This window comes from Parabacteroides sp. merdae-related_45_40 (assembly GCF_001915675.1).
The window spans coordinates 17,679-41,195 of sequence record NZ_MNQY01000036.1 but is presented as its reverse complement, the minus strand read 5'-3'; the positions used below and the strand labels follow the sequence as shown (position 1 = coordinate 41,195).

Here is a 23,517-nt window from a genome sequence, read left to right as displayed (position 1 = left end):
CTTGAGCCATTTACTTATTCCAAGAAATGGATCGGTATTACATTTTTTAGGCTACCTTTGACCGTTGCAGATATTTACTTGCATTATAACATCTTTTGCCACTATCATTCTACCATCATACTAAATTGGCAAAATACGGTTCTTCATTCCACAAAAGCCCTCTCTTTTTTAGCAGAAACAAGCAGATAATTCCGTAAACACCCCCATGTTGCCATCCTTTACATCCGGGTGTAGAGAGCCGGTACATCCGGATGTAAAGGATGGCAACATGGGGATGTCCGGCAACTAAAGTACCGTGCCGGAGAATGAAAACCACTCGGTTTTACCTATTTTATAGCCGTTTTTACATAAAATAATCGAGTGATTTGCAGAGATGGGGATCTGGTGTTTATTGTTTGTTTTTATTTGTAATATGTTAATATACAGATATGTATAAGCGGAATGCCTGTTCTCCATCCAAGTTGCCAGTGATAGGGTTGTGATACTGTAGTAATATAGAAAACGGGCATATATCACTAATCAAACAAGTTGAATATCAATTGGTAAAAAGGAATCAGTGATACAGTGACAGAGGAAATGGGAAAAACTTTGGTTCTTCGTCACTTCTGCAAGCAAGGGCTTGAAATAGCGGGTCATCCGCTTACGCTCATGATCAATGTGCGTAAGTTCCGCTGCAGAAATACCGCGTGTCAAAGAAAAGTCTTCAGCGCCCCCCTCTCTCCGCTGGCTTCTTCGCACGCGCGAAATACCCGGAAAGTGGNNNNTACCCGGAAAGTGGAGGAACGCATCCGGAGCATATCCTTGAAGACCACTTCCCGTATCGCCGGTAATCTGCTGCATGAACAAAACATCGTCTGCAGCCAATCTTCTTGCCTGAGATGTGCCAATGTCCGTATACTGGTTGCGGACAGCATAGGGTTACAGAGCCCATCTCAGTCGGTGCAATGGTCCGTAATAACTTCGGCAAACGTCGAATGCAAAGGAAATACTGCCGTTCTCAGGAAAGACGGTAAATCTTTTTCCTTGAAGATTGTTTCACCCGTCTATGCTTCTTTTACGACAAGGGCGGCAAAAAGAGGAACGGAAGCAGAGAAACCGATAGAGGGATATACGATCCTATCTGCATCGGTATCAGGTGACCCTGTACAGGTGATTAAAGTTCTCCTGTCGGGAGAATAGAAGAGTAGTTACATTAAAAATAAATCATGGTAAAAGTGAAGTATTTAATGGGCATGGTACTCAGTGTTGCGTTGATTTCCTGCGGGGGGGGCAGGAGACGGGTTTGTTGAAGAGAACGTAGGATTTGCCCGTAAACAGATCAGAAACATCAAGTGGAACCATGATGTCGGTTTTATGATCTATTGCAGTTTTGGGAACGGTTTGCGTCTGACGGGCGATCCAGCATATAAGGAGATGATTGTTGAGGCTGCCCGTTCCTTGTCCACCCGCTTCCGTCCGGTGGCAGGGATTATTCAGTCGTGGGATGTGGATAGAGGATGGATTTCGGAAAGGGGTTGGGAGTACCCGGTGATTATCGATAATATGATGAACCTCGAGCTGTTGTTTGCCGCTACACGGTTGTCCGGCGACTCAACTTTCTATAAGGTTGCCGTTTCGCACGTCGACCGCACTATGAAAGAACAATATCGTCCGGATGGCAGTTTCCGTACGCAATCGCCATACGGCACAGGGATATGCGCACGAATCGGCGTGGAGCCGTGGACAAGCTTGGGGTATTTACGGTCTGACGCTGTGTTATCGAGAAACCGGAGACCGGAAATATCTCGATCAGGCTTTAAAAGCGGTTCGTTTTATGTTCAATCATAAGAATACGCCTGAAGACCTTGTGTTCTATTGGGATATGGATGCCCCGAACATTCCTAACGATTACCGGGATGCTTCAGCTGCCGCTTGTATCGCCTCCGCTTTGTATGAGATCAGTACGGTGGATGTGCCTGAACCGCAAACGTATAAGGCGTATGCCGACCGGATCATGGAAAGTCTGGCTTCTCCGGAAACTTCTTGCTGATGCATTGTGTCGGAAGCATTCCGCATAATGGAGAAATAGATGTCCCGTTGAACTATGCCGACTATTACTTCTTGGAGGCTTTGAAGCGGAAACGGGATATCGAGCAGAAGGGCTCCAAAGGCTGCTAATTGCATCTGCAAAACCGGTTCGCGCCACAGGTACAAGTCGGTCCGTATCCGCCGTTTTGTATTTCGTCGCAGTACAGGTCGTACATTTTCATTTTGATTTGGTTGCTGATCCGACGAAATTCATTAGCAATGGATTCAGGCGTGCCTTTCGCACGTGCCGGGTTGTAGAAATTGCTGTGTATCAGGTTGCGTACTTTTCCTGTGAAAGCAGGACAGTTTTCTTCCGCATCTCTGCTGACGGTGATTACATAGTCCCAAGGTTCATCTATATATTCTTCTACAGCTTCTGGTTTATGATGGCTGATATCGATGCCGGAGGATGCCAGTGTCTGGACGGCGAGCGGATGTACCTCTATGGCCGGACTGATTCCGGCGGAACAGACTGTGAGTGATTTGTCGAATGATTGCAACCAGCCTTGTGCCATTTGGCTAAGGCAGCTGTTGTCGGAGCAAAGAATCAATATTTTCATCGTTTTCTTTTTATCGTTACGGATGCAAAAATAATAAATGCCGGGCTTTGATGACTTTACAGTAAATTGATTTTGTTTATCGCATGAAAGATATTTTCTATATATGTTCGTTATTGTTTGCTCTGGCAGCTTGTCTCTTGTGAAAAACAGGTAGCCTCTTTTCCTGATCAATGAAGTTGTCGAATCTCTTTTACTGCTGCGTTTGCCCTATGCGTTTGTACTGGCTGGGATGCAGAAGAATTGGGTTAGGGATGTGTTGGAAGAGAAAATACGGTATTATGGAAGAAGGATGAAATATTATATGTGACCGGTTGTTGTTATGCCCAGTCGGGAAAACCTGTATATGTTGTCCGTTATGTACAAACATAAGCGAATCACTGTCGGTGTGGGAATGGGCAACCCGTTTGTCGATAACTACAAGCGGATTAATGAAACCTGTAATTTCCCGTTTGGACGGAACTATCAGAGTGGTGGAAAGAAAATCTGGAATCAGGATACGGATACTGGCGTGATGAATACTTCCAAATAATGAATTTTTGCAGGCCTTGTCTTGTTCTTTTTATTATTTCGGCAATATTTCGTATATTTACAGCCTATTATGGCTTATGAGCAATTACCGCAGAGCCCGGGATGATGCAAAAGATTTGGATAGAGATATATGAGACCAGAAGATATTACTGAACAGGACGAAAACGGAAAAATAAAAGATACGGAAGGACAACTGGCTGCTGATGAAAACAGGAATGAGACTGTCGAAACAGAAGTAAGCCAGGAGACACATTCGGAATATAAGATACCGGGCAAATCGGAAAGCCGGGTGTCTTATCATTTGTCGGGTATGTATCAGGATTGGTTCCTCGATTATGCCTCCTATGTGATTTTGGAGCGTGCCGTTCCGCATATCAACGACGGGCTGAAACCCGTACAACGTCGAATTTTGCACTCAATGAAGCGGTTGGACGACGGACGCTACAACAAGGTGGCGAACATTGTCGGACATACCATGCAATTCCATCCGCACGGCGATGCTTCTATCGGTGATGCACTGGTACAACTCGGACAGAAAGACCTGTTGATCGACTGCCAGGGAAACTGGGGTAATATCCTCACCGGTGACGGTGCTGCGGCTCCGCGTTATATAGAGGCGCGCCTCTCCAAGTTTGCGCTGGAAACGGTCTTCAATCCGAAAACGACTCTCTGGCAACTTTCCTACGACGGACGGAACAAGGAGCCGGTGACGCTTCCCGTCAAGTTCCCTTTGCTGCTGGCGCAAGGTGTGGAAGGTATTGCCGTAGGGCTTTCTTCCAAAATATTGCCGCATAATTTCAACGAACTTTTGGATGCCTCCGTCGCTTATCTGCGAGGGGAAGAGTTTACCCTGTATCCCGATTTCCAGACTGGCGGGTATATTGATGTCTCAAAATATAATGACGGCGAACGTGGAGGTTCCGTAAAAGTACGTGCCAAGATTACGAAACTGGACAACAAGACGCTTGTCATCAGCGAGATCCCTTATGGAAAGACAACCTCTACTTTGATCGAATCGATCCTGAAAGCAAACGATAAGGGAAAGATCAAGATCAAGAAAGTGGATGATAATACGGCTCGTAACGTGGAGATTCTCGTGCATCTGGCTCCGGGTGTATCTTCCGACAAGACGATCGACGCGTTGTATGCTTTCACGGATTGCGAGATCAGCATTTCGCCGAACTGTTGTGTCATTATGGACAACAAGCCGCACTTCCTGACGGTAAGCGATGTGCTGAAACATTCGACTGACGACACGCTGCATCTGCTCTGTACTGAACTGGAGATACAGAAAGGGGAACTGGAAGAATCGCTCTTCTTTGCCTCCCTGGAAAAGATATTCATCGAAGAACGTATTTATAAAGACAAGGAATTTGAGGAGGCGAAAGATATGGACGAGGCGATTGCTCATATCGACCAACGTCTCGATCTGTTCAAACCGCACTTTATCCGCGAAGTGACTCGCGAAGATATCCTGAAACTGATGGAGATTAAGATGGGACGTATCCTCAAGTTTAATACGGACAAGTGTAATGCGACTATTGCCCAATATAAGGAAGATATTGCCAAGATCGACGATCATCTGGCGCATATCGTCGATTATACGGCTGACTGGTTCATGATGCTGAAAGAAAAATACGGCAAGAACTATCCACGTATGACCGAGGTGCGCAACTTCGACACGATCGAGGCGACCAAAGTGGTTGAGGCGAATGAGAAACTGTATATCAACCGTGCCGAAGGATTTATCGGGACAGGTTTGAAGAAGGATGAATTTGTCTGCAACTGTTCCGACATCGACGATATTATTCTTTTCTATCGCAACGGTACATACAAGGTTGTGAAAGTGAGCGAGAAAATGTTTGTCGGAAGGGATATCCTTTACCTGAATGTGTTCAAGCGGAATGATAACCGCACGATCTATAATGTGATCTACCGAGATGGAAAGGTGGGTTATAATTATATCAAGCGTTTTGCCGTAACAGGTGTGACACGTGATAAAGAATATGACATTACCAAGGGAACGGAAGGTTCGCGTATCCTTTATTTCAGCGCCAATACCAATGGCGAAGCCGAGACGGTGAAAGTGATCCTGAAGCCGAAACCCCGCCAGAAGTTGTTGGTGTTCGAAAAGGATTTCAGTACGATCGCGATCAAAGGACGCGGTTCGATGGGGAATATCCTGACAAAGGCGGATGTGCATAAGATCAGTCTGAAGCAGAAAGGGAGTTCGACACTAGGAGGCCGTATGGTTTGGTTTGACCGTGATGTGTTACGCCTGAATTATGACGGGCGTGGAGAAGAGTTGGGCGAGTTCCAGAGTGACGATCTGATCCTGGTGATCCTTCAGAATGGCGATTTCTATACGACCAATTTCGATTTGAGCAATCATTACGAACCTGATATATTGAATATTGAGAAGTATGATGCGAATAAGGTTTGGACGGCAGCCCTTTACGATGCCGACCAGAAGTATTACTACCTGAAACGTTTCCAGCTGGAGGCTGGAAGCCGCAAGCAGAATTTTCTCGGCGAGAACCCGAAAAGCCGTCTGATGCTGCTTACCGACGAGGCCTATCCGCGAATCGAGGCAGTGTTTGGCGGGCATGACGCTTTCCGTGAACCGCTGGTGTTGGATGCGGAAGAATTCATTGCCGTGAAAGGATTCAAAGCGAAAGGAAAACGTATTTCGACTTTTGATATAGAGACGATCAACGAACTCGATCCCGTCCGTTTTGCTCCGGCGGAACAACCGCAGGAGCAGAATGACGACGATGGAGAGGATCCGGATCTCGATCCGGATGCCGATAAGAGCAACTCGGATATTATTGATGAGATTACCGGGCAAATGAAGCTTTTTTGAGAATGAATAATTAAAAACGAATGATTTAGTGGCAACTGTTAAACGTCAACTATTAATTGTTAATTCCCTCTGCCTTCTCTTCTTTTGCCTCCCTTTCCCGGCAACCGCTCAGGCAGAGGACGTACCCCGCTCGATCAATGAGAGCACTATGGTTGGGATCGGCGGTTATAATTTGAGGGACACCTATCTATCGCCCAGTACGGACATTAATTATACGGGCTGGGTGGCACGGGTCCTCAATGAACGGATGAAGATCGTTCGGTTGGCAGACTATAATGTGTCCCGCCAGCAACTGATCAACGTGGAGTTCGGTTCGACCCGCAACGGCGCGGAGACGGCAAACGAATATGCCGGATTTGTGGACTACAGCCTGGGTTATCATTACCGTTTTCCGCAAGTGCTGTCCGGATTAAAGGTCTTGACCGGGGCATCCGCACGTCTTTCAGGTGGTTTTATCTATAATACGCGTAACAGTAACAATCCGGTTTCCGGCAAGGCGGATTTCGACTTGAATCTGTCAGCCATGGCGATCTATAATTTCAGGATCAAGGATTTTCCGCTCACGCTCCGTTATCAGGCGGAGATACCGTTTGCCGGTGTGCTCTTCTCAGTGCATAAAGGCGAACCCTATTATTTCCTGACGCAAGGCAGTGCGGACGGGGTTGTGCGATTCAGTTCGTTCCATAATAAGTTTGCGATGAAGAATTATTTCACGCTCGACATTCCGGTATCGAGTTTTACGGTCCGTGTCGGCTACCTGAACAGTATGTATCGGACAGATGTGAACAGCATCAAGACGCATGTCCTTTCCAATTCGTTTATGATCGGGCTTGTGAAAGAGTTTGTTTCTTTCGGAGGCAAACGGTTGAAGAGCGAGCGATATCGGTACAAAAGCGCATACTATTAAAGATTTATGATTTATGAAGCCTTTCTTCTTTTTCCTCTGTTTTCTCTTTCTCTTCGGTTGCGAGAAAGCGACAAAATATAACTCGTCTCCTCGTGATAATTTCGAGGCGCTTTGGCGTATCATGGACGAGAATTACTGCTTCTTTGCCTTCAAGGATGTGGACTGGGACGATGTGTATGACCGCTATAATCTGCTTGTTAAAGACACGATGAACCAGTATGAATTGTTTGATATCCTCGGAAAAATGCTTGCCGAGGTGAAAGACGGACATACCAATCTGATCTCTTCTTTCGATATGTCCCGTTACTGGGCTTGGTATGAAGATTATCCGGCTAACTTCTATAAAGAAATACAGGACAATTATCTCGGTACGGACTACAAGATTGCCGGGGGAATGAAGTATAAGCGTCTGGCGGACGATCAGATAGGATATGTCTATTACGGTAGTTTTTCAAGTGGCGTGGGTGAAAACAACCTCGATTATATGTTTGCGCATTTCAAGGAATGCAAAGGATTGATATTCGATGTGCGCGACAATGGGGGCGGTTCCATGCTCTATTCCGACCGCATCGCCTCGCGTTTCCTTGAGGAAAGGATTCTGACGGGTTACACGCAATATAAGAAAGGAAACGGGCATAACGATTTTACCCAGCCCAATCCGGTCTATCTTTCCCCGTCTGACCGCACTCGTTGGTTGCGCCCGGTCATCGTCTTGACCAACCGGCATTCCTACAGCGCTACGAACGATTTTGTCAATGTGATGCGTCTCCTTCCGCAAGTCACGGTCATGGGTGACCGTACGGGAGGTGGCAGCGGCCTGCCTTTCAGTTCGGAATTGCCGAACGGATGGAGTGTCCGTTTCTCAGCTTGTCCGGTCTTGGATGTGAACAAACAGCACACGGAGTTCGGAATCGATCCCGACACCGCGGTAGCCATTACGGGCGAGGATATCATGAAAGGACGGGACACGATTATAGAGGCGGCGATAGGGTTGTTGCTGGCAAAGGGGGATTCGGCCATCTCATACTAAACTGGCGTGAAAACGAAAATTCATTTAAATCCTATGGCAACATTTGCATATTAACAGAATTTGTTTACCTTTGCAAACGCAATGCGGCTGTGGTGTAATTGGTAGCCACGTCAGACTTAGGATCTGATGCTTCACGGCGTGGGGGTTCGAGTCCCTTCAGCCGCACAAAAGAGTTTGTTCGATTGAGAGCAAGCTCTTTTTTTATTTGTCGGATGTTCCTATCTTTGTGTCCTTGTCAAAATAATGAATAAGATGAAATATACCGGAATATATATCCTGTTGACGGTGCTGTTGCTACTTGCCGCATGTACCGGAAAGCTGACGGAAGGAAAGGTGGTGACGGTGACGATAGAGCCGCAACGTTTCTTTGCTGAAAGGATTGCAGGAGATAAGTTTGTTGTCCATTGTGTAGTTCCATCCGGGCAGAGTCCGGAAACGTATGATCCTACTCCGAAGCAAATGGTGCAGATCGGACAGAGTGAAGCGTATTTGCAAATCGGTTATATTGGCTTCGAGCAGGTATGGATGCAGAAGATTCGCGAGAATAATCCCGATTTGAAGATATTCGATGTCTCGAAGGGCATGCAGTTTGTAAAAGAAACGGAAGAAGGGGAGCACCGGCACGAGGGGCATGAAGCGGATGACGGACATCATCATCACCATGCGGGTGGTATCGATCCGCATATATGGAGTTCCATCGAAGGGGCAAGGGTCGTTGCCTGGAATACACTGAACGCTTTTATCGAGCTGGATAAGGAGAATACGGAGTATTATTGGAAAAATTATAACGATTTACTGGCGGAGATCGATAAGACAGAGGCCGAGATCAAACGTTTGCTCGATCCGCTGAACGACCGTACTTTTATCATCTATCATCCAGCATTGACTTATTTTGCAGCTGAATTCGAACTCGTCCAGCTTTGTATCGAAATGGATGGGAAAGAACCTTCACCTGCTCAATTGAAACAATTGGTGATGACGGCAAGGGAGAACCATGCGAAAGTCGTTTTTATCCAGCAGGAGTTCGATCAGAAAAATGCCGAACTGATTGCGAAGGAAACAGGTTGCCGGCTCGTGAAAATCAACCCGCTGGATTATCATTGGAATACGGAACTGATTCATATAGCGAAAGCATTGGCTGATGGAGAAACTGATTGACATAGATCATGTGACGGCTGCCTACGGCAATAAAACCGTATTGCGGGATATTTCCCTGACAATCTGGAAAGATGATTTCCTGGGGATTATCGGACCGAACGGGGGAGGGAAGACGACTTTGCTGAAGGTTATACTCGGCTTGTTGCCGCCTGTCTCCGGCGTGATCCGCTTTTATGAAGACGGACGATCTGTCCCTTCTCTACGGATTGGTTATCTTCCTCAGTTGAACAATATAGATAAGAAGTTTCCGATCTCCGTACGCGAAGTGGTGACTTCGGGGTTGGCCTCGGAAAAGCCGCTTTTCCGTTCCTACAGTGCAAGCCAGAAACAGCGCGTGGAGGAGGTGCTTGGAAAAATGGGACTGGAAGATTTGGCGAACCGGGCAATCGGCGAACTGTCCGGCGGACAGTTGCAACGTGTGTTGTTGGGGCGTTCTATCGTTTCCCGTCCGCAAGTGCTGATCTTAGACGAACCGAATTCGTATGTGGACAAACGGTTCGAGTCTCATTTCTATAAGCTCTTGGACGAGATTAATAAAGAAAGTGCGGTCATTCTGGTTTCACACGATATCGGGACTGTATTGGCGATGGTGAAAAACATCGCTTGTGTAAACGAAACATTACATTACCATCCCGGAGCGGATGTGTCCGAAGAGTGGCTGGGCGAGAAATATGCTTGCCCGATAGAGCTGATCGGACATGGCGATTTGCCGCACCGGGTTTTGAAAAAGCACGAACATGAGTAATCTTTGTTTGATAGGTCTACCGGAAGTCGGATATATTGCTGGTATCGCTGTTCTTATTTTCGGCATTACTGCGGTGAGGCAAAATCCTTTCATCAGTCGCGGGCAGAAGATTCTTTGGATACTGACTATTGTCGTATTGAATTGGATCGGCCTGTTGCTGTATTACTATACCTATTACATTAAGAAGAATTGACAATTATGAAAAAGATATTGATTACGGGGGCCAGTGGCTTTATTGGCGGTTTCCTGGTGAAGGAGGCGCTTAACCGGGGATATGAAACCTGGGCAGGTGTCCGTTCGACAAGTAGCCGCGTTAATTTGCAGGATGAACGGATTCGTTTTATCGACTTGAAATATTCCGACCGTGAGTCGTTGACCGCCCAGTTGGCTGATTTTGTCCGTGAGCATGGTCCTTGGGATTATGTGATCCATAATGCCGGACTGACGAAGACGCTTGATAAAAGAAACTTTTATCGTATCAATGCCCAGAATACGGCCAACTTGATCGAGGCACTTGCCGCATCGGGTTGCAAGCCTGAGAAATTTCTTTTGATGAGCAGCTTGAGCAGCTACGGGCGTGGAGACGAGAAAACATTCCGCCCTATCTCTCTGGATGATCCTCAATTGCCCGATACAGATTATGGAAAGAGCAAGCTGGAAGCGGAGAATTATTTGCGTCACCAGTCTTATTTCCCGTATGTGATCCTGCGTCCGACAGGGGTGTATGGACCGGGCGAGAAAGATTACTTCATGGAGATTAAAAGTGTAAAGTCTGGTTTTGATTTTGCTGTCGGCTTTACGCCCCAGCGTATTACTTTTATATATGTAAAGGATTTGGCTACCGTTGCTTTCCTTGCTTTGGAGAATGAGGCTGTCCGGAACCGCCATTATTTTGTAGCGGACGGTGATGTCTATACGGATGAATCGTTCGCCCGGATGATACAGGAAATCCTGCGGAAGAAACATGTCCTGCATGCCCGTATTCCAATGGGACTGGTGCATATAGCCTGCCAGGGGTCCGAATGGATAGGCAAGCTGCTGAAGAAGAGTATGACATTGAATACGGATAAATATATAATCCTGAAACAGCGTAACTGGATTTGTGATGTTACACCGCTTCAGGATGAATTGGGCTTCGTTCCGGCTTACCCGTTACGCCGTGGCCTGGAAGAAAGCATAGAATGGTATAGGAAAGAAGGTTGGCTGTAGACCAGCTTTTCTTTTGCCGATTCGTATTTTATTTTACTTCTTCAACAGTTCCTTTGCCGATGACTTTCTGTTGTACGGCTGTCGGGCCTTTATAGCGGATATTTCCTTTACCTACGATTGTTGCTTTCAGGTTGTCGGTCGGATGGATCTGGGCGGAACCTTTGCCTGTGATTTTACAGTTCACTTCGGGCACTGCCACCCCGAAAGCCATGATTTCACCGTCGGTCGTAATGGTGTAGTCTGCTTCTTCGGCGTTTCCAGCTTTTAGGTTGATCGTGCCGGAACCGTTAATGCTGCATTCCAACTTGTCGGTTTTGAGTTCATTCACGACCATATTGGCGCTACCGGACACGTTCAGGTCGAGCTTGCCGACTTCGACTTTCTGCTTTAGCTGGACGAGGCAGTTAGAGTTGGCGTTGATTTTCAATTCGTCACCCTTCAATGGGCTGTTGGCTATGAAGTTAGCATTGCCAGAGGCTTTTACCTCTTTCAGCCATTTGGAGTTAGTCTTGACGATGAATTTGGTGAAATGGTCGACTTTCGCACCTTTGAATCCAACGGTCAGGACACGGTCTTGGATATCGATGTTTACGTACGGGTGCAGATTTTCATCTACAGTTATTTCGATATGCGGAGTAGATTCCGACTGCTCGTAGTTGAAGTCGATCACCCCGTCGAACTTGATGGCATTGAAGTCGTCGATCGTTATTTTCTTGGTCGAGAGCTTTCCGTTTCCTTTCACATGATCTGCTGCCTGGGTAGAGAAAAACATTCCCATTAGGAAAGCAATCATTAGTAAACCTTTTGTTTTCATGTCTATCTTCTTTATGTTACACTTAGGAATGCGTTTGCCGCACTTTGGTTACAAATGTAGAATGAATTTTATAGAAATACTAATTCTTTTTGATCGAACCTCCGCCTATGACGCTTTTGCTTAGCTCTGGATCGCCTTCATATCGTATATGGCCACCGCCGGCTATACTGGCATCTAGTTGTTCGGACGCATGTACTTCGATGTCTCCGCCACCGGCTACGCTGCATTCCGCTTTCCGAAGGACACATCCGAAAGCACTGATATCCCCACCGCCAGCTACGCTCAGATCTCCTCTTTCGGCCTCTCCTTTGAGCAGGATGGAACCACTGCCTGCCACGCTGCAATCCAGGTTGTTTACTTTCAGTTGGGTTGCGTTGATATCTCCTGATCCAGCCACGCTAAAGTTGATTTTGCGCGCTTCCAGCTGCTTATCGAAGTTTATTGTGCTGCTTCCGGCAATACTGATATCCAGTTTGTCGGTTTTAAGAGGGCTTTTGGCGATAAACTCTCCGCCTCCTACTGCACTTATCTCTTTCAGTTCACGGGAGCTGGTCTTTATCTCGCATACGGTCGGTTGGAGATTGAGTCCGTAAGAATTTCCGTTAAAATATTTTTTTTCATTTTTGGGCTGTATGATCAATGTCTTGCCCTTTATCTTTATGTTGAGGTGGGGTAGTATGTTCTCGTCTATTGTTATCTTAAAAAAGGGGGATGCGTTGGATTGTTCATATTCGATGTTTACTTTTCCTACATATGAGATCTCATCATAATCGGATATGGAAATTTCTTTCGTGATGATCTTCCCGTCCCCTTTTATTGTATTCTGGGCAAATCCGTTAGTTGTCAGCAACCAGATACAAACCATAAAGAAAAATGCTTTTGTTTTCATGTCTTGTTATATTTTCGTTTATTTTCTTTTATAGACGAGAGGGGGCATATTACGGTTGCATATTTTCTTTACTTTTTGATGAATTAGTTTTTATTATATGCTTTACAACATAAATTAGTACTTTAACTATTGACGAATTAGGAAAAGCCCGTATCTTTGCATCGTGGTTTTTTCATAATAGTATTAGATTTAAGGTTAACAAAGTTGGTTAGGGGTTGTCGTGAGACAGCCTTTAATTTTTTATAGGGATTTCTGTACTACAGAAATATTTTCTATTTCCTGGTTGGAAAGATAATCTCCGTCCTTTATCAAAATCTGATGGGTGAAAGTGATGGAATCCTCTTTTTTTAGCAGGATTTGAACTTTTTCCGCCTGTTTATCGAAACACCGTCCTCCCAGGTTATTAATCGCAAACAGGCCGTATTCACGTGCATGCGACCAACCCGGATAATTGGGATTTTCAGGATGGTCTATGATAGCTATCGATATTTTCTCATCTTTTATCTTCCCGTTCAAAACAACCCAAGCCGAACGTTTTCCCCAAACATCGTTACCGGTATCTCCTTCTTTATTTTGATAGATTCCGGAAATGTCGGCTTCAAGGTTTCGATCTAAACGCATACCGAGTAAGCCTTCTTTATTTTCCGTAATGAAAATAGAATCGTTGAAAGCAGTCAGTGTAGTGGTTCGCTGAATGCCTCTTTCGTGTGGCTTACCGGTGAATGCGTAGGTGGTTTTTTCTTTTAGTAGGATATATCCATTGTGGTTTGTCCAATTTGCTTCGACTGTAAATTGGTTTTCTTTTTCGTTTATATTTTTGATGCCGGTAAACCGGATAATGCCGTAATGTTCTTTTTTATCGAGGGGAATGCGATTCGAATTATTCCAAAAATCCAATCCGTTGATGCTTCCGAAGCTAAACCATAGTCCCATCTGATGAGGATGATCTGTCCGTTCATCGGCTTTCGGGCGGGCAGGATAGCCACGAGTGATTTCAGTTCCGGACGCTGTATAGATTGGATAAAGGACTTGTTTATATAAAGTGTCAGAGTAAAGAAATTCTGTAAAAAGAGTCTGGTCTATGTATATGCTTATTTTTTGTGAGTCGGGCTTCTCTATAAAATGTATGTGTGAATCCTGACCTATTACAGCATTGCAATAAGACAGAGAGAAGAGGATAAGTAGAATCAGTTTGTTCATGGAGTAAAATAATTAAAATGGGCTAAAAAGAAGGGCTAAACCTACCCTGTCCCTACACTTGACGCGGGGACAGGGTAGGTTGACATCCTCTTTGAATGTTTATAAGATACGTTTATACAACTTCTTTTCCTGTGGTTGGATCGAAGTTAAATCTGCAATTTTTACCGGTTGTCCGGATGCTATACTGTTGCGGGCCGCGATTCCGACCAGACAGGCCAAAGCTCCGTCGCGGGTATTTGCACACTGTTGGAACGGATCGTCGATATTGGGCAGGAATATCTGGTCTTTTAATAATGCATCCCCGCCGCCATGTCCGGATGTTCCGAACGGAATCTGGATATATTGCCGTTTATTAAAGTTCTTGAACAAAACGATTTCGTCATAATTGGCATCCGATGTCGGTTTGGATTCCTGAATCCAGGCTTCCAGACGTCCTTTTGTTCCGTTGAATGCAATCCGGTAACCTTCGTATGGAGAATAGGTTGTCAACGAATAGGCTACTTGTACACCATTTTTATATTTGATTGTTGCCGCCATTTTGTCGAAGATGTTTACATCCTTTTTGAACACACAGCCGTCGCGCAGGTAACCGTCGTACTTTTCATTGGCCACGTACAGTTCCATGTAGTTCTTGTTCTTGGTGATGTCAAAAAAGAATTTGCATTTGTCTGTATGCGGGCATGTACGGCAGTTTTCTGCCCGTATGGTTCCATTCTTTCCATAATGGTTGAGAGCTCCAAGCGCATAAACACTTTCGGGATCGCTGTCGATCCACCAGTTCAGGAGGTCGAAATGATGGCTGGCTTTGTGTACCCATAACGAACCGCTACATTCAACGAGCCTGTGCCAGCGGCGGAAATAATCGGCTCCGTGTGAGGTATCTAGATACCAGTGGAAATCGACGGAAGTGATATCACCGATTTCTCCGGCACGAAGCAGTTCCCATATTTTTGCCCGGTGAGGGGAATAACGGTAGTTGAACGTGACCCGGCATGTCTTGCCCGTCCGCTTTTCAGCATCCAGAATCGCCTGGATTTTCTTTTCATCGGTCGTCATCGGCTTTTCCGTGATAATGTCGGCTCCCAACTCCATTCCCCGGATAATGAATTGATGGTGTGTGCTGTCCATTGTCGTGACAATCAATACATCCGGTTGTGTCTCGTTCATCATTTTTTCAAAATCGGTATATGTCGGACAAGAAGTGCCGATGATACGTTTGCCGGTTTCAACGCGTCCTTCGTTTTTATCGCAAAGGCCTACGAACTCAAGGTAATCAGGATAACTTTTCAGAATGTCCCTTCCCCACATGGATGTCCCGCGGCCTCCTGTCCCGACAAGTGCGATCCGGAGTTTTTTACCTGTCGGTGCTGAAATACCGGTAGTTTTTGCTTTTATATCAGATAAGGGATTGAGCAAGGCCGTTCCGGCAATCGCCCCTGTGGTTGCAAGAAAATGTCTTCTTGACATTTGGTTTGTTGTGTTATGCATAGTAAATGATATTAAGTGTTTAAAAATTATTTATCATATTCTGGTAGCTGGTGGAATTCGTCTTTATTTGTGACAACATCCACTTCATTTTGAGGAATCGGACGGGTGACATGATAGGCTTTCATCTTATCTTTGACATCTGGATTGTATTTCAATGCGCGTTCCAACAGTTTGCCAGTACGTTTCAGTGTGTACCACCTAAAACCTTCCATACTTAATTCGCGCATATATTCATCAAGGATAAAATCGAGCGTAATCATATCGGGGGTGACTTTCAGTGCCTCTTCGTGCCCTTCGGTCAATGCCCTTTTCCGCAATTCCGTAATGACTTTAGCAGCTTCCTCTTTTTGTCCCATATACATATATAGCTCTGCTTGGGACAAATATACTTCACCTAAACGAAACCAAATAAAATCTTTGTGACCTTTTTCATCTTTTGCAAATTCACGGGATGAATCCAATAGTTTCAGATTGGTATGGTAGCAGGAACGTCCATTCATTGTTGGTTCCCCTGTTTGTAGATTGTACATATGGTTCAATCCTTCAACAAATATTCATGTCCTAATGGGTGAGTCTCTGCTCTCTGTCGTCCGGCCGCAACTTCTTCGTCTGTCACAGTGCGGAAATGGCGGATTAAGACTGTGTCGGAGTAAACAGGCTTCTGATTCCAATCTGTCGGGATCCAGCACCAGTATTCTTGTAATGAGCCATAAAGACGCTTATCGTATTCATTGAAATTTTGAATCATAAATAAGGATGGCATAGTCCAGCGATATTCACGTCCATAATATAAGGAATGGCTCCATAAGGTTGTGATTGCTTTGTTGTCGACAGCAGATTTGTTGTACCAACCGACACCGTAGCGGTGAAGTCCGTTTTCACCTCCGCCATTATAGGTTTTATCAGTCGAATATTGTACAGACCAGATAATTTCGTCATTAATCTGGTTGTCAACATCGAATATCTGTGTGTAATCGTCCAGTAACCTGTAATTATAGTCGGACCGCAACGATTTTGTCAAAGCAAGAGCATCTGTGTAACAACGCTCTTTTGTGTATCCGGCAGCAGAAATCACATCGTCCGGATAACCGGCCAGTGACATCAAAACTTTCATTAGGATGAATTTACGTATTCCTTCATTCATGCGTCCCCATTGGCTGTTTTGTGGCAACTTCAATCCGGTAGCGGCAATGTTGAGATCTTCCAGCATTTGCTTGTAGAAAGTAGCAACGCCGGGTTGATATCCAATAGTTTTGACACCGGCAGTACTTTCTGTCGTGAAATGTGCTCCATCTCCATAGGTTTCCGTGATGATCCAGAAATAAAAAGCGCGTAGTGCATGTGCTTCTGCACGAAGTTCAGCCCGTCTGCCTTCATCTTTGATCTCTGCTGTTTCAATGATCTCGGTTGCCAGGTTTGCAACATTGAGAGAGTTATACAGTTGTTTCCAGAAATCTCGGTTCCAGCCATTGTTTATCATCTGGGTATCGAAATATTCTCCGAAATAACGCCAGTCATTTCCATTTACGGCAACTAACTGCTCATCTGCTCCCATCGAACCGAACAGGTAAAGTCTTTCGAGGAAATCGCGGTGTGTATTATATAAACTCAGAACCAACCGTTCACAACCTTCTTCTGTTTCTGAATAGTTGGTGGTGATATTTCCTTTTGGGTCTTCGGAAAGAAAATCGGAACAGGAACATAGGCTGCCTGCATATAATGCGATTATAAAGGTCCAATATTTTAGTTTCATAATTTGTTACAGTTTAAAAGTCAATATTTATCCCCATTGTATAAGTTGTCGGAATATTATAGTCAAAATCGGGAGCTTCCGGACTTACGTCATTTTTACATGCTTTATAGATATATCCGAGATTCCGGACTTGTGCATAGAGCCGTGCTCGTAAGATCTTCCAGTTTTTCGGCATTATTTTACTGAAATCGTAGCCCAGTGTTATATCTTGGATTTTGATGTAATCTCCCTTCATGTAGCCACCTGTACCGGCAAATGGATCATATCCGCTTAGTTTATCTGCACGGGTATATTCGTTTGTCGGATTGTCGGGTGTCCAGTATTTGAAGTTGGACGGCATCCAGCGCAGTCCGTCACGTGTGATTAAGCTAGCATAGGTATTAGGATGGATCAGGCTTCCGAAATTCATGTTCAGATTGATGGAGGCATCAAAAGCACCGAAACGGAATGAGTTCAGTAAAGATGCGATGATTTTTGGATCTTTCTGTCCTAATATTACTTTGTCCAGCTCTCCGATCGAACCGTCATTATTCTGATCTTTAACTTTGATGTCTCCAGGAATAGCACCATATTTCTGTGCTTCCTTTTCTTCGCCTAATTGCCATACTCCTATCATCTCATAGTTGTAATGTACTTGCAAAGGCTTGCCTATAAACCATGAATTGTTGCGAATGTCGCCACCTCCCAGCAGTTCCGTGATTTTATTCCAATTGCGGGCAAAAGTTACAGTTGTTTCCCAAGAGAATGATTTAGTCTTCAACGTATTTGCTTGGATATTTAGTTCGATACCTTTATTTTCGGTTTTACCGATATTTTGCCAAACCTTGGAGAAGCCGGTGAAAAATGGCAACGTACGCTCCATTAGTAAATCACTTGTTTTGGTGATATAGCCCTCAATGTAACCGGATATACGATTGTTCCACAAACCAAAATCCACTCCGAAGTTTGCTGTACGCGAAATTTCCCATCCTAAATCTTTATTCGGAATCATAGAAGGCCGATAAGCGAAAAATTTGTTGCTGGCATCCTCTCCAAACAAGTAATCATATTTGCTTAATCCGGCAATCGTCTGGTAAGGATCGATGGCGGAGTTTCCTACGGCTCCGTAGGAGGCTCTTAATTTCAGAGAATTAAGCCATTCTCTTTTTCCGAAGAACTTTTCTTCTGAGATACGCCAGGCAACACCTCCCGATGGGAAAAAAGCCCATTGGTTCCCTGCCGCCAACCGGGATGAACCATCTGTACGGATAGCGATGTTGGCATAGTATTTGCCTTGATAATCCCAACGTGCACGCACAAGGAAGGACGCTAAAGTCCAATGTTGGTATGAACTTCCGATTTGTAGGTTTTCGGCAGCGGTCCCTAGGTTGTGGAATGATGTCGAAGCTACCGGCTGATTTTCCCCACTCATTTCTCCTGTCTCTTTTGTATAGCCTGTCGCTTCAAAGACCCCGTCCAATACAAGATGATGCTCTCCGAAATCTTTGTCGTAAGAGAGAATATCGTTGAAGGTATATTCTACTTCGTCCTGATATTTTTTACCGGCAAGCGGAACAGTTCCTTTTCGTTCGTATGAGTTTTCTCCGAAAAAATAGCCGTTTTTACGATCGATGATGTTATAAGAAATATTGGCCCTGTTATTCAAATATTTTGAAAAACGTATATTGATATAACCTGTGAGATATGCCGCGTTTTTAATAAATTCATTCGTATAGTTGTCTTTGCCATAATTAGCTAATACGTTATAGCCGGATGTGTTTTGAGGTGCCGGATAATAATTCAGGCTTCCATCCTCGTTGTACGGCTTTGCGAGTGGAGTCATGTATTGCAGCTTTTCCTCGAACTTTGTCATACCTTGGCTATTATTTCGTTGTAGGCGAGCAGATAATCCGACTGACACATACTTATTTATTTCATGGTCGAGATTCAATGTTATATTATATTTGTCTTTGAAATTTATTTTGGAATAACCTTCATCTTTGGTATAGTTTAATCCAAGATGTAATTTGGTCGTTTTATTTCCGGCACTGAGACCAATATAATGACTTTGTGTCTGACCGTTTCGATACAACAAATCGATCCAGTCTGTAAAATCGCGGCTTTTTATGACTGCTAATTCGGCCGGTTCGAATACATCTTCGTCTGTAAATGGCTGATCCCAACCGTTTCTGTATCTATAACCGTCACGGCGGAACTGAATATATTCATCTCCACTTTGCATTTTTACTAAATTAGGTACGCTGATACCTATGTAACCACTATATGAAATACGGGTTTGCTGCTCTTTCGCTTTCTTTGTCGTGATCAGAATTACCCCGTTTGCGCCTCTCGAACCGTATATGGCTGTACTGGCTGCATCTTTTAATACTTCTATGGACTCTATATCGTTGGTATTAACAGCTTCCATACGTCCGGGAACTCCATCTACGATAACCAGAGGATCATTACTTGCATTCAGTGAACGATTGCCACGGATACGGATAGAACCGGATTCATCAACTTTGGAGGAAGATGTGATGTTCATACCGGCAACTTTTCCTTGTAGGATATCAGTAATGTCAGTCGAGGCAATCGCCGAAATTTTATCTCCTTTTACACTGGAGACGGCACCCGTCAAATCGGATTTTTTCATTGTCCCGTATCCGATTACAACGATTTCGTCTAAGTTCTCGGAGTCTTCGGCCAAGATGATGTTAAATATATTTCTTTTGCCGACTTTGATCTCTTGTGACAAATATCCTATGTAGGATACTGTAAGGGTAGAGTTTTCCGGAACCTCTAATGTAAATCGACCTTCGTGGTCGGAAATATTACCGATGGTAGAACCTTTGACGACGACGTTTGCTCCTATTATGGGTTCTCCGTGTTCATCTTTAATGACGCCGGATATTTTTTTGTTTTGTTGAGGTAATCCGGCTCCCGCTGATTGGTTTAATATCTCTTTTTTAACAATAATGATATGATTCCCTTTTAGTTCAAAACCAAGATCTTGTCCTTTCAATATGGTTGATAAGACAGATTTGACCGTTTCGTTTTCTACATGAATAGACACTTTGCGATCAATGTCGACATCTTTTACGTCAAACCAGAATGAATAGTTTGTCTGAGCTTTGATTTCAGTGAAAACTTCATTGATTGTCGTGTTATTTACTGTAATGGAGACTCGGGCTTCCTGTGAATATCCTGTAGCTGAGACAGAAAATATTCCAAATAAAAGTAACAGAATTGATATTTTCATGATATTCAAGGCCTTATTCTTGCATATAAGTGGGTATAATTTCCCTATATCCTGATATTTTTTATACATTTGTATCGGATTTAAAGTTAGTAATCAGAAATTTAAATCTATTCTCGGGATCGGAGAGTGTTGCAGCATTCTCCGGTTCTGTTTTTTATTGTACTACTTCATAGGCAAATGATTATTTAAGATTAAACACAAATTATGAATTAATAGACGTCTATGATATTCCCTTTTATCGTATATGTGAATTTTTCATTGGATGACATGACTTTAAATATCTGTTCGATTGTTTCGTTATTAACAAAGTCACCAATGAAACAACGTTTTTTGATGGACTCTCTGTGGATGTTTATTTTTACGTTGAAGGTCCTTTCCAGTATTTTAGTGATTTGTTCGAAACTTTCTCCGTTGAATATAAATTTGTTATCAATCCATCCAATACAATTTTGAGAGTATCCGGTGTTATGGCAAATGTCGGTTTCTTTTGTTTGTGTATTGAAGTGGGCGATATCTTTAGGAACTAATTTTAGCATATCTCCGTTATTTGTTTCCATTTCGACAGAGCCTCTTAATAAAGCGACTTTTATTTCTTCGTTATCTTTATAGGCTCTGACATTAAAGCAAGTACCCAATACTTTTACTTTTATTTCTCCTGCGTCGACAATAAAAGGACAGTTTTCATCTTTTGCTACTTCCAGATAGGCCTCACCTGATAATTTGAGCAGGCGGTTCTTCTTTCCAAAATCGGAGTCATATTGAATCTTTGAACCTGCATTCAGCCATACTTTCGTCCCGTCTTGTAATGTCAGTTTTGTTTTTGAGCCATTAGGTACTGCAATTTCTGACAATCGGAGAATATTCTGATCTGAAGGATGAATGTAATATTGATGGATCAGACAATTGAGGGTAATGAATGAGATTAGGATGGCTGCATATGACAACACTTTCTTTAAGGTGAATGATTTTCGCGTGTTTATCGTGTTTTCTGTCTCGATACGCTGTTTAAAGAGCAAAAAGGCACGGTCTGAATCGTATTGTTCTCCTTCGTGGACAACTTCCATTGAATGCCAGAGCAGTTCCATATTTTTGAAGTATCGGCTGTTCTCATCAGAAGCATGGATCCATTCTTGTAGGCACAAGTCGGAGTCTTCCGATATAGTTCCTGTCAGTCGGTCGATTATGAGATTTAACCAATGCTCTTTATGTTGATTCTGTGTGTCCATCTTTTCTGCTTATATAAATAAGACAAGCCGGAAAAGATTTAGGGTAAATGAAAAAACGGATTTATTTTCCGAAAGGGAAAAAAATAAGTAGAAACAAGGGTAAATAGTCTTTTAATTCTTCCCGTAAATGAGATAGGGCAGATTTGATGTGATATTTGACAACATTGACGGAAACGTTGACTTCTTGAGCAATTTCTTCATATTTGAGGTTTTCGAAACGGCTCAGACAGAATATGCGCCGGGTAAGTGCCGGCAAATTGTTTATACAATTCTTTATTTTGACATCAAGTTCTTTTTCTATCAGGCTGGACAGCGGATAGCCGTGTTGTTCCTCATAATGGATTTGTTCTTTTTCGAGCAGATCCCCAATATGCGAACGGACATCTTCCCTTTTGTTCAGTTGGGCAAGATAATTCAGGCACCGGTTGCGGACTGCTTTGATCAGATAACTGCGTAACGAAAGATTGATGTCTATTTCTTTCCGGTTTTTCCATAAGGCAAAAATGACATCGCTTACAATCATCTCTGCAGTGAAAGTATCATCTACATATTCTTTGGCGATAATACAAAGTATTTTGTATTGCCGTTCGTATATGTATTTGTACGCTTCTTCGTGACCTGCTTTCAGACCTTCGATGATTTCATATTCGGTATTCATTTCATATTTTCTTTATGTGGATCGTTATTTCGGTTGGATTGAGAATGAAAGTTTTTTGTAGGCAGCCATAAAAAACAGTGGGTTGTTGCCTATACTTTGTCAGGTATCGCCAGAAACCTCTACCACATAGACAAGCAAACCCACTGATATAGCGATTGCTTGTGCTTCGTGGTGGTCAAAACTGGCGATTTCGACAAAGTGAAGCACTTTTGATTTTTCTCGAATAGTTCCTCCAAACATTGCAAATATATGCAATTTTGGGGCATTGGCAAAGATCGAATGAATATCTTTGGGGAGGCTATCAATGCTTTTTTATCGGGATTATTCCGTTATTCGCCGGGATTTAGTCGTTACTGACCGTTTTTTTATTGTGTAAGCGGTTATGTGGCGGTAGTTTTGCAACAAATTAAAAATGTACGAGTATGAGAACGAATCAACAAGGAAATTTTATCAGAGGCGGTTATCCCAGCCACAGTAGACTGAACACGGTTACGACGGCTGCTGTGTTTATCATAGTAGGTCTATTGTTTCTTGGGCGGAATTTCGGGATAATAGACTCTGATCTGTTCGGTATCCTGGTTTCCTGGCAGATGTTGCTGATTGTGGTCGGCGTTGTCAATTTGATTAAACGGCATTTCTTCGGGGGAGTGATTACGATTGCCGTAGGAGCCTATTTCCTATTGCCGGAAATAAGCTGGGTAGAGGGCGAATGGCTCGATATGTTCTGGCCGGTATTGTTTATTTTTGTGGGAATCATGATACTCTTTAAACCGGAACGTCACCACTTCAATGCTCATTGGGATGGCAGAAGGCCGGAGTATACAAAAGAGGTATATGGTTCTGAAGACGGTTTTATCGTATCGGACAATACTTTCGGATCGGTTCAGCAGATTGTTTTGGACCCTGTGTTCAGAGGGGCGCGACTTAGGAATGCGTTTGGCGGGACTGTCCTGGATTTACGGAGGAGCAAGCTGGAAGCTCCCCAGACGTTTATAGATATCGACTGTACTTTTGGAGGGGTCGAGATTTATTTGCCGTCGGATTGGAATTTGCTGACGCAGATTGATGCATTTATCGGCGGATGTGACGATAAACGCTATAATTCGTCTGTGGAGATAGACAAGGAACACATTTTGATCGTGAGAGGAAAAGTCTCTTTCGGAGGTATTGAGTTTAAAAGTTGA

Annotated in this window: 19 protein-coding genes, 1 tRNA gene and 1 pseudogene; 11 read left to right on the top strand and 10 right to left on the bottom strand. The window is 43.8% G+C overall.

The genetic code is table 11. From position 1 onward, the window contains the following. Positions 1-1,205: 1,205 nt before the first annotated feature. A pseudogene (locus BHV83_RS03140) lies at positions 1,206-2,157 on the top strand (glycoside hydrolase family 88 protein). Here the strand turns inward: BHV83_RS03140 and BHV83_RS03135 are convergent. After that, positions 2,154-2,627 (bottom strand): arsenate reductase ArsC, encoded by a 474-nt coding sequence (locus BHV83_RS03135; RefSeq protein WP_046451532.1) that lies wholly within the window; start codon positions 2,625-2,627, stop codon positions 2,154-2,156. The pseudogene BHV83_RS03140 and the gene BHV83_RS03135 overlap by 4 nt on opposite strands. A 355-nt stretch (positions 2,628-2,982) precedes the next feature. On the opposite strand from BHV83_RS03135, the gene BHV83_RS03130 reads away from it, so the two are divergent. From BHV83_RS03130 to BHV83_RS03090, 9 genes are all read left to right on the top strand, one after another. After that, on the top strand, positions 2,983-3,156 hold the full coding sequence (locus BHV83_RS03130; RefSeq protein ID WP_259324878.1) for a hypothetical protein: 174 nt from the start codon (positions 2,983-2,985) through the stop codon (positions 3,154-3,156). A 129-nt stretch (positions 3,157-3,285) separates the two neighbouring features. Beyond that, positions 3,286-6,018, top strand: a complete 2,733-nt coding sequence (locus tag BHV83_RS03125) for a DNA gyrase/topoisomerase IV subunit A (RefSeq protein ID WP_122205521.1) — start codon at positions 3,286-3,288, stop codon at positions 6,016-6,018. A gap of 28 nt (positions 6,019-6,046) precedes the next feature. Then, on the top strand, positions 6,047-6,925 hold the full coding sequence (locus tag BHV83_RS03120; RefSeq protein ID WP_022322147.1) for a DUF3316 domain-containing protein: 879 nt from the start codon (positions 6,047-6,049) through the stop codon (positions 6,923-6,925). A gap of 13 nt (positions 6,926-6,938) precedes the next feature. After that, complete coding sequence (locus BHV83_RS03115; RefSeq protein WP_005639777.1) at positions 6,939-7,955, top strand: S41 family peptidase; 1,017 nt, start codon at positions 6,939-6,941, stop codon at positions 7,953-7,955. Positions 7,956-8,038: 83 nt separating this feature from the next. Beyond that, positions 8,039-8,120: transfer RNA gene (locus tag BHV83_RS03110), tRNA-Leu, on the top strand. Positions 8,121-8,207: 87 nt separating this feature from the next. Further along, the gene (locus BHV83_RS03105; protein ID WP_022322148.1) at positions 8,208-9,113 is read left to right on the top strand and encodes a metal ABC transporter solute-binding protein, Zn/Mn family; all 906 of its coding nucleotides are present in this window, start codon (positions 8,208-8,210) and stop codon (positions 9,111-9,113) included. Then, on the top strand, positions 9,097-9,858 hold the full coding sequence (locus tag BHV83_RS03100; RefSeq protein ID WP_005649832.1) for a metal ABC transporter ATP-binding protein: 762 nt from the start codon (positions 9,097-9,099) through the stop codon (positions 9,856-9,858). The genes BHV83_RS03105 and BHV83_RS03100 overlap by 17 nt, the downstream gene beginning before the upstream one ends. Then, entirely contained in the window at positions 9,851-10,051 is a 201-nt protein-coding gene (locus BHV83_RS03095) for a PLDc N-terminal domain-containing protein (protein WP_005645287.1), read from the top strand. Before BHV83_RS03100 ends, BHV83_RS03095 begins: the two co-directional genes overlap by 8 nt. 5 nt (positions 10,052-10,056) lie before the next feature. Beyond that, positions 10,057-11,067 (top strand): NAD-dependent epimerase/dehydratase family protein, encoded by a 1,011-nt coding sequence (locus BHV83_RS03090; RefSeq protein ID WP_005639784.1) that lies wholly within the window; start codon positions 10,057-10,059, stop codon positions 11,065-11,067. 28 nt (positions 11,068-11,095) lie between these two features. On the opposite strand, the gene BHV83_RS03085 is transcribed toward BHV83_RS03090, so the two are convergent. The 9 genes from BHV83_RS03085 to BHV83_RS03045 all read right to left on the bottom strand — a co-directional run bounded on the left by BHV83_RS03085 (position 11,096) and on the right by BHV83_RS03045 (position 22,333). Continuing rightward, positions 11,096-11,881: a head GIN domain-containing protein gene (locus BHV83_RS03085; protein ID WP_286756205.1), complete on the bottom strand. Its 786-nt coding sequence runs from the start codon at positions 11,879-11,881 to the stop codon at positions 11,096-11,098. Positions 11,882-11,960: 79 nt separating this feature from the next. After that, complete coding sequence (locus tag BHV83_RS03080) at positions 11,961-12,770, bottom strand: head GIN domain-containing protein (RefSeq protein WP_286756203.1); 810 nt, start codon at positions 12,768-12,770, stop codon at positions 11,961-11,963. Positions 12,771-13,010: 240 nt separating this feature from the next. Beyond that, a complete protein-coding gene (locus BHV83_RS03075; RefSeq protein ID WP_005645293.1) occupies positions 13,011-13,970 on the bottom strand; it encodes a DUF6807 domain-containing protein in 960 nt (319 codons plus the stop codon). 99 nt (positions 13,971-14,069) lie between these two features. Further along, positions 14,070-15,458: a Gfo/Idh/MocA family protein gene (locus tag BHV83_RS03070; protein WP_122205519.1), complete on the bottom strand. Its 1,389-nt coding sequence runs from the start codon at positions 15,456-15,458 to the stop codon at positions 14,070-14,072. A 26-nt stretch (positions 15,459-15,484) separates the two neighbouring features. Continuing rightward, entirely contained in the window at positions 15,485-15,988 is a 504-nt protein-coding gene (locus BHV83_RS03065; RefSeq protein WP_286756199.1) for a RagB/SusD family nutrient uptake outer membrane protein, read from the bottom strand. Between the two features lie 5 nt (positions 15,989-15,993). After that, positions 15,994-17,211: a RagB/SusD family nutrient uptake outer membrane protein gene (locus tag BHV83_RS03060; RefSeq protein WP_286756198.1), complete on the bottom strand. Its 1,218-nt coding sequence runs from the start codon at positions 17,209-17,211 to the stop codon at positions 15,994-15,996. Between the two features lie 13 nt (positions 17,212-17,224). Next, on the bottom strand, positions 17,225-20,449 hold the full coding sequence (locus BHV83_RS03055) for a TonB-dependent receptor (RefSeq protein WP_286756196.1): 3,225 nt from the start codon (positions 20,447-20,449) through the stop codon (positions 17,225-17,227). 209 nt (positions 20,450-20,658) lie between these two features. After that, a complete protein-coding gene (locus BHV83_RS03050; protein ID WP_122205517.1) occupies positions 20,659-21,675 on the bottom strand; it encodes a FecR family protein in 1,017 nt (338 codons plus the stop codon). 61 nt (positions 21,676-21,736) lie between these two features. Further along, positions 21,737-22,333, bottom strand: coding sequence for an RNA polymerase sigma-70 factor (locus BHV83_RS03045; RefSeq protein ID WP_005645311.1), 597 nt, complete (start codon positions 22,331-22,333; stop codon positions 21,737-21,739). A gap of 422 nt (positions 22,334-22,755) precedes the next feature. On the opposite strand from BHV83_RS03045, the gene BHV83_RS03040 reads away from it, so the two are divergent. Next, the gene (locus BHV83_RS03040) at positions 22,756-23,517 is read left to right on the top strand and encodes a LiaF transmembrane domain-containing protein (RefSeq protein ID WP_122205516.1); all 762 of its coding nucleotides are present in this window, start codon (positions 22,756-22,758) and stop codon (positions 23,515-23,517) included.

Coding starts and splice junctions, on each gene's coding strand:
- BHV83_RS03135 (WP_046451532.1), bottom strand. CDS start 2,627: ATGAAAATATTGATTCTTTGCTCCGACAACAGCTGCCTTAGCCAAATG.
- BHV83_RS03130 (WP_259324878.1), top strand. CDS start 2,983: ATGTACAAACATAAGCGAATCACTGTCGGTGTGGGAATGGGCAACCCG.
- BHV83_RS03125 (WP_122205521.1), top strand. CDS start 3,286: ATGAGACCAGAAGATATTACTGAACAGGACGAAAACGGAAAAATAAAA.
- BHV83_RS03115 (WP_005639777.1), top strand. CDS start 6,939: ATGAAGCCTTTCTTCTTTTTCCTCTGTTTTCTCTTTCTCTTCGGTTGC.
- BHV83_RS03105 (WP_022322148.1), top strand. CDS start 8,208: ATGAAATATACCGGAATATATATCCTGTTGACGGTGCTGTTGCTACTT.
- BHV83_RS03100 (WP_005649832.1), top strand. CDS start 9,097: ATGGAGAAACTGATTGACATAGATCATGTGACGGCTGCCTACGGCAAT.
- BHV83_RS03095 (WP_005645287.1), top strand. CDS start 9,851: ATGAGTAATCTTTGTTTGATAGGTCTACCGGAAGTCGGATATATTGCT.
- BHV83_RS03090 (WP_005639784.1), top strand. CDS start 10,057: ATGAAAAAGATATTGATTACGGGGGCCAGTGGCTTTATTGGCGGTTTC.
- BHV83_RS03085 (WP_286756205.1), bottom strand. CDS start 11,881: ATGAAAACAAAAGGTTTACTAATGATTGCTTTCCTAATGGGAATGTTT.
- BHV83_RS03080 (WP_286756203.1), bottom strand. CDS start 12,770: ATGAAAACAAAAGCATTTTTCTTTATGGTTTGTATCTGGTTGCTGACA.
- BHV83_RS03075 (WP_005645293.1), bottom strand. CDS start 13,970: ATGAACAAACTGATTCTACTTATCCTCTTCTCTCTGTCTTATTGCAAT.
- BHV83_RS03070 (WP_122205519.1), bottom strand. CDS start 15,458: ATGCATAACACAACAAACCAAATGTCAAGAAGACATTTTCTTGCAACC.
- BHV83_RS03065 (WP_286756199.1), bottom strand. CDS start 15,988: ATGTACAATCTACAAACAGGGGAACCAACAATGAATGGACGTTCCTGC.
- BHV83_RS03060 (WP_286756198.1), bottom strand. CDS start 17,211: ATGAAACTAAAATATTGGACCTTTATAATCGCATTATATGCAGGCAGC.
- BHV83_RS03055 (WP_286756196.1), bottom strand. CDS start 20,449: ATGAAAATATCAATTCTGTTACTTTTATTTGGAATATTTTCTGTCTCA.
- BHV83_RS03050 (WP_122205517.1), bottom strand. CDS start 21,675: ATGGACACACAGAATCAACATAAAGAGCATTGGTTAAATCTCATAATC.
- BHV83_RS03045 (WP_005645311.1), bottom strand. CDS start 22,333: ATGAATACCGAATATGAAATCATCGAAGGTCTGAAAGCAGGTCACGAA.
- BHV83_RS03040 (WP_122205516.1), top strand. CDS start 22,756: ATGAGAACGAATCAACAAGGAAATTTTATCAGAGGCGGTTATCCCAGC.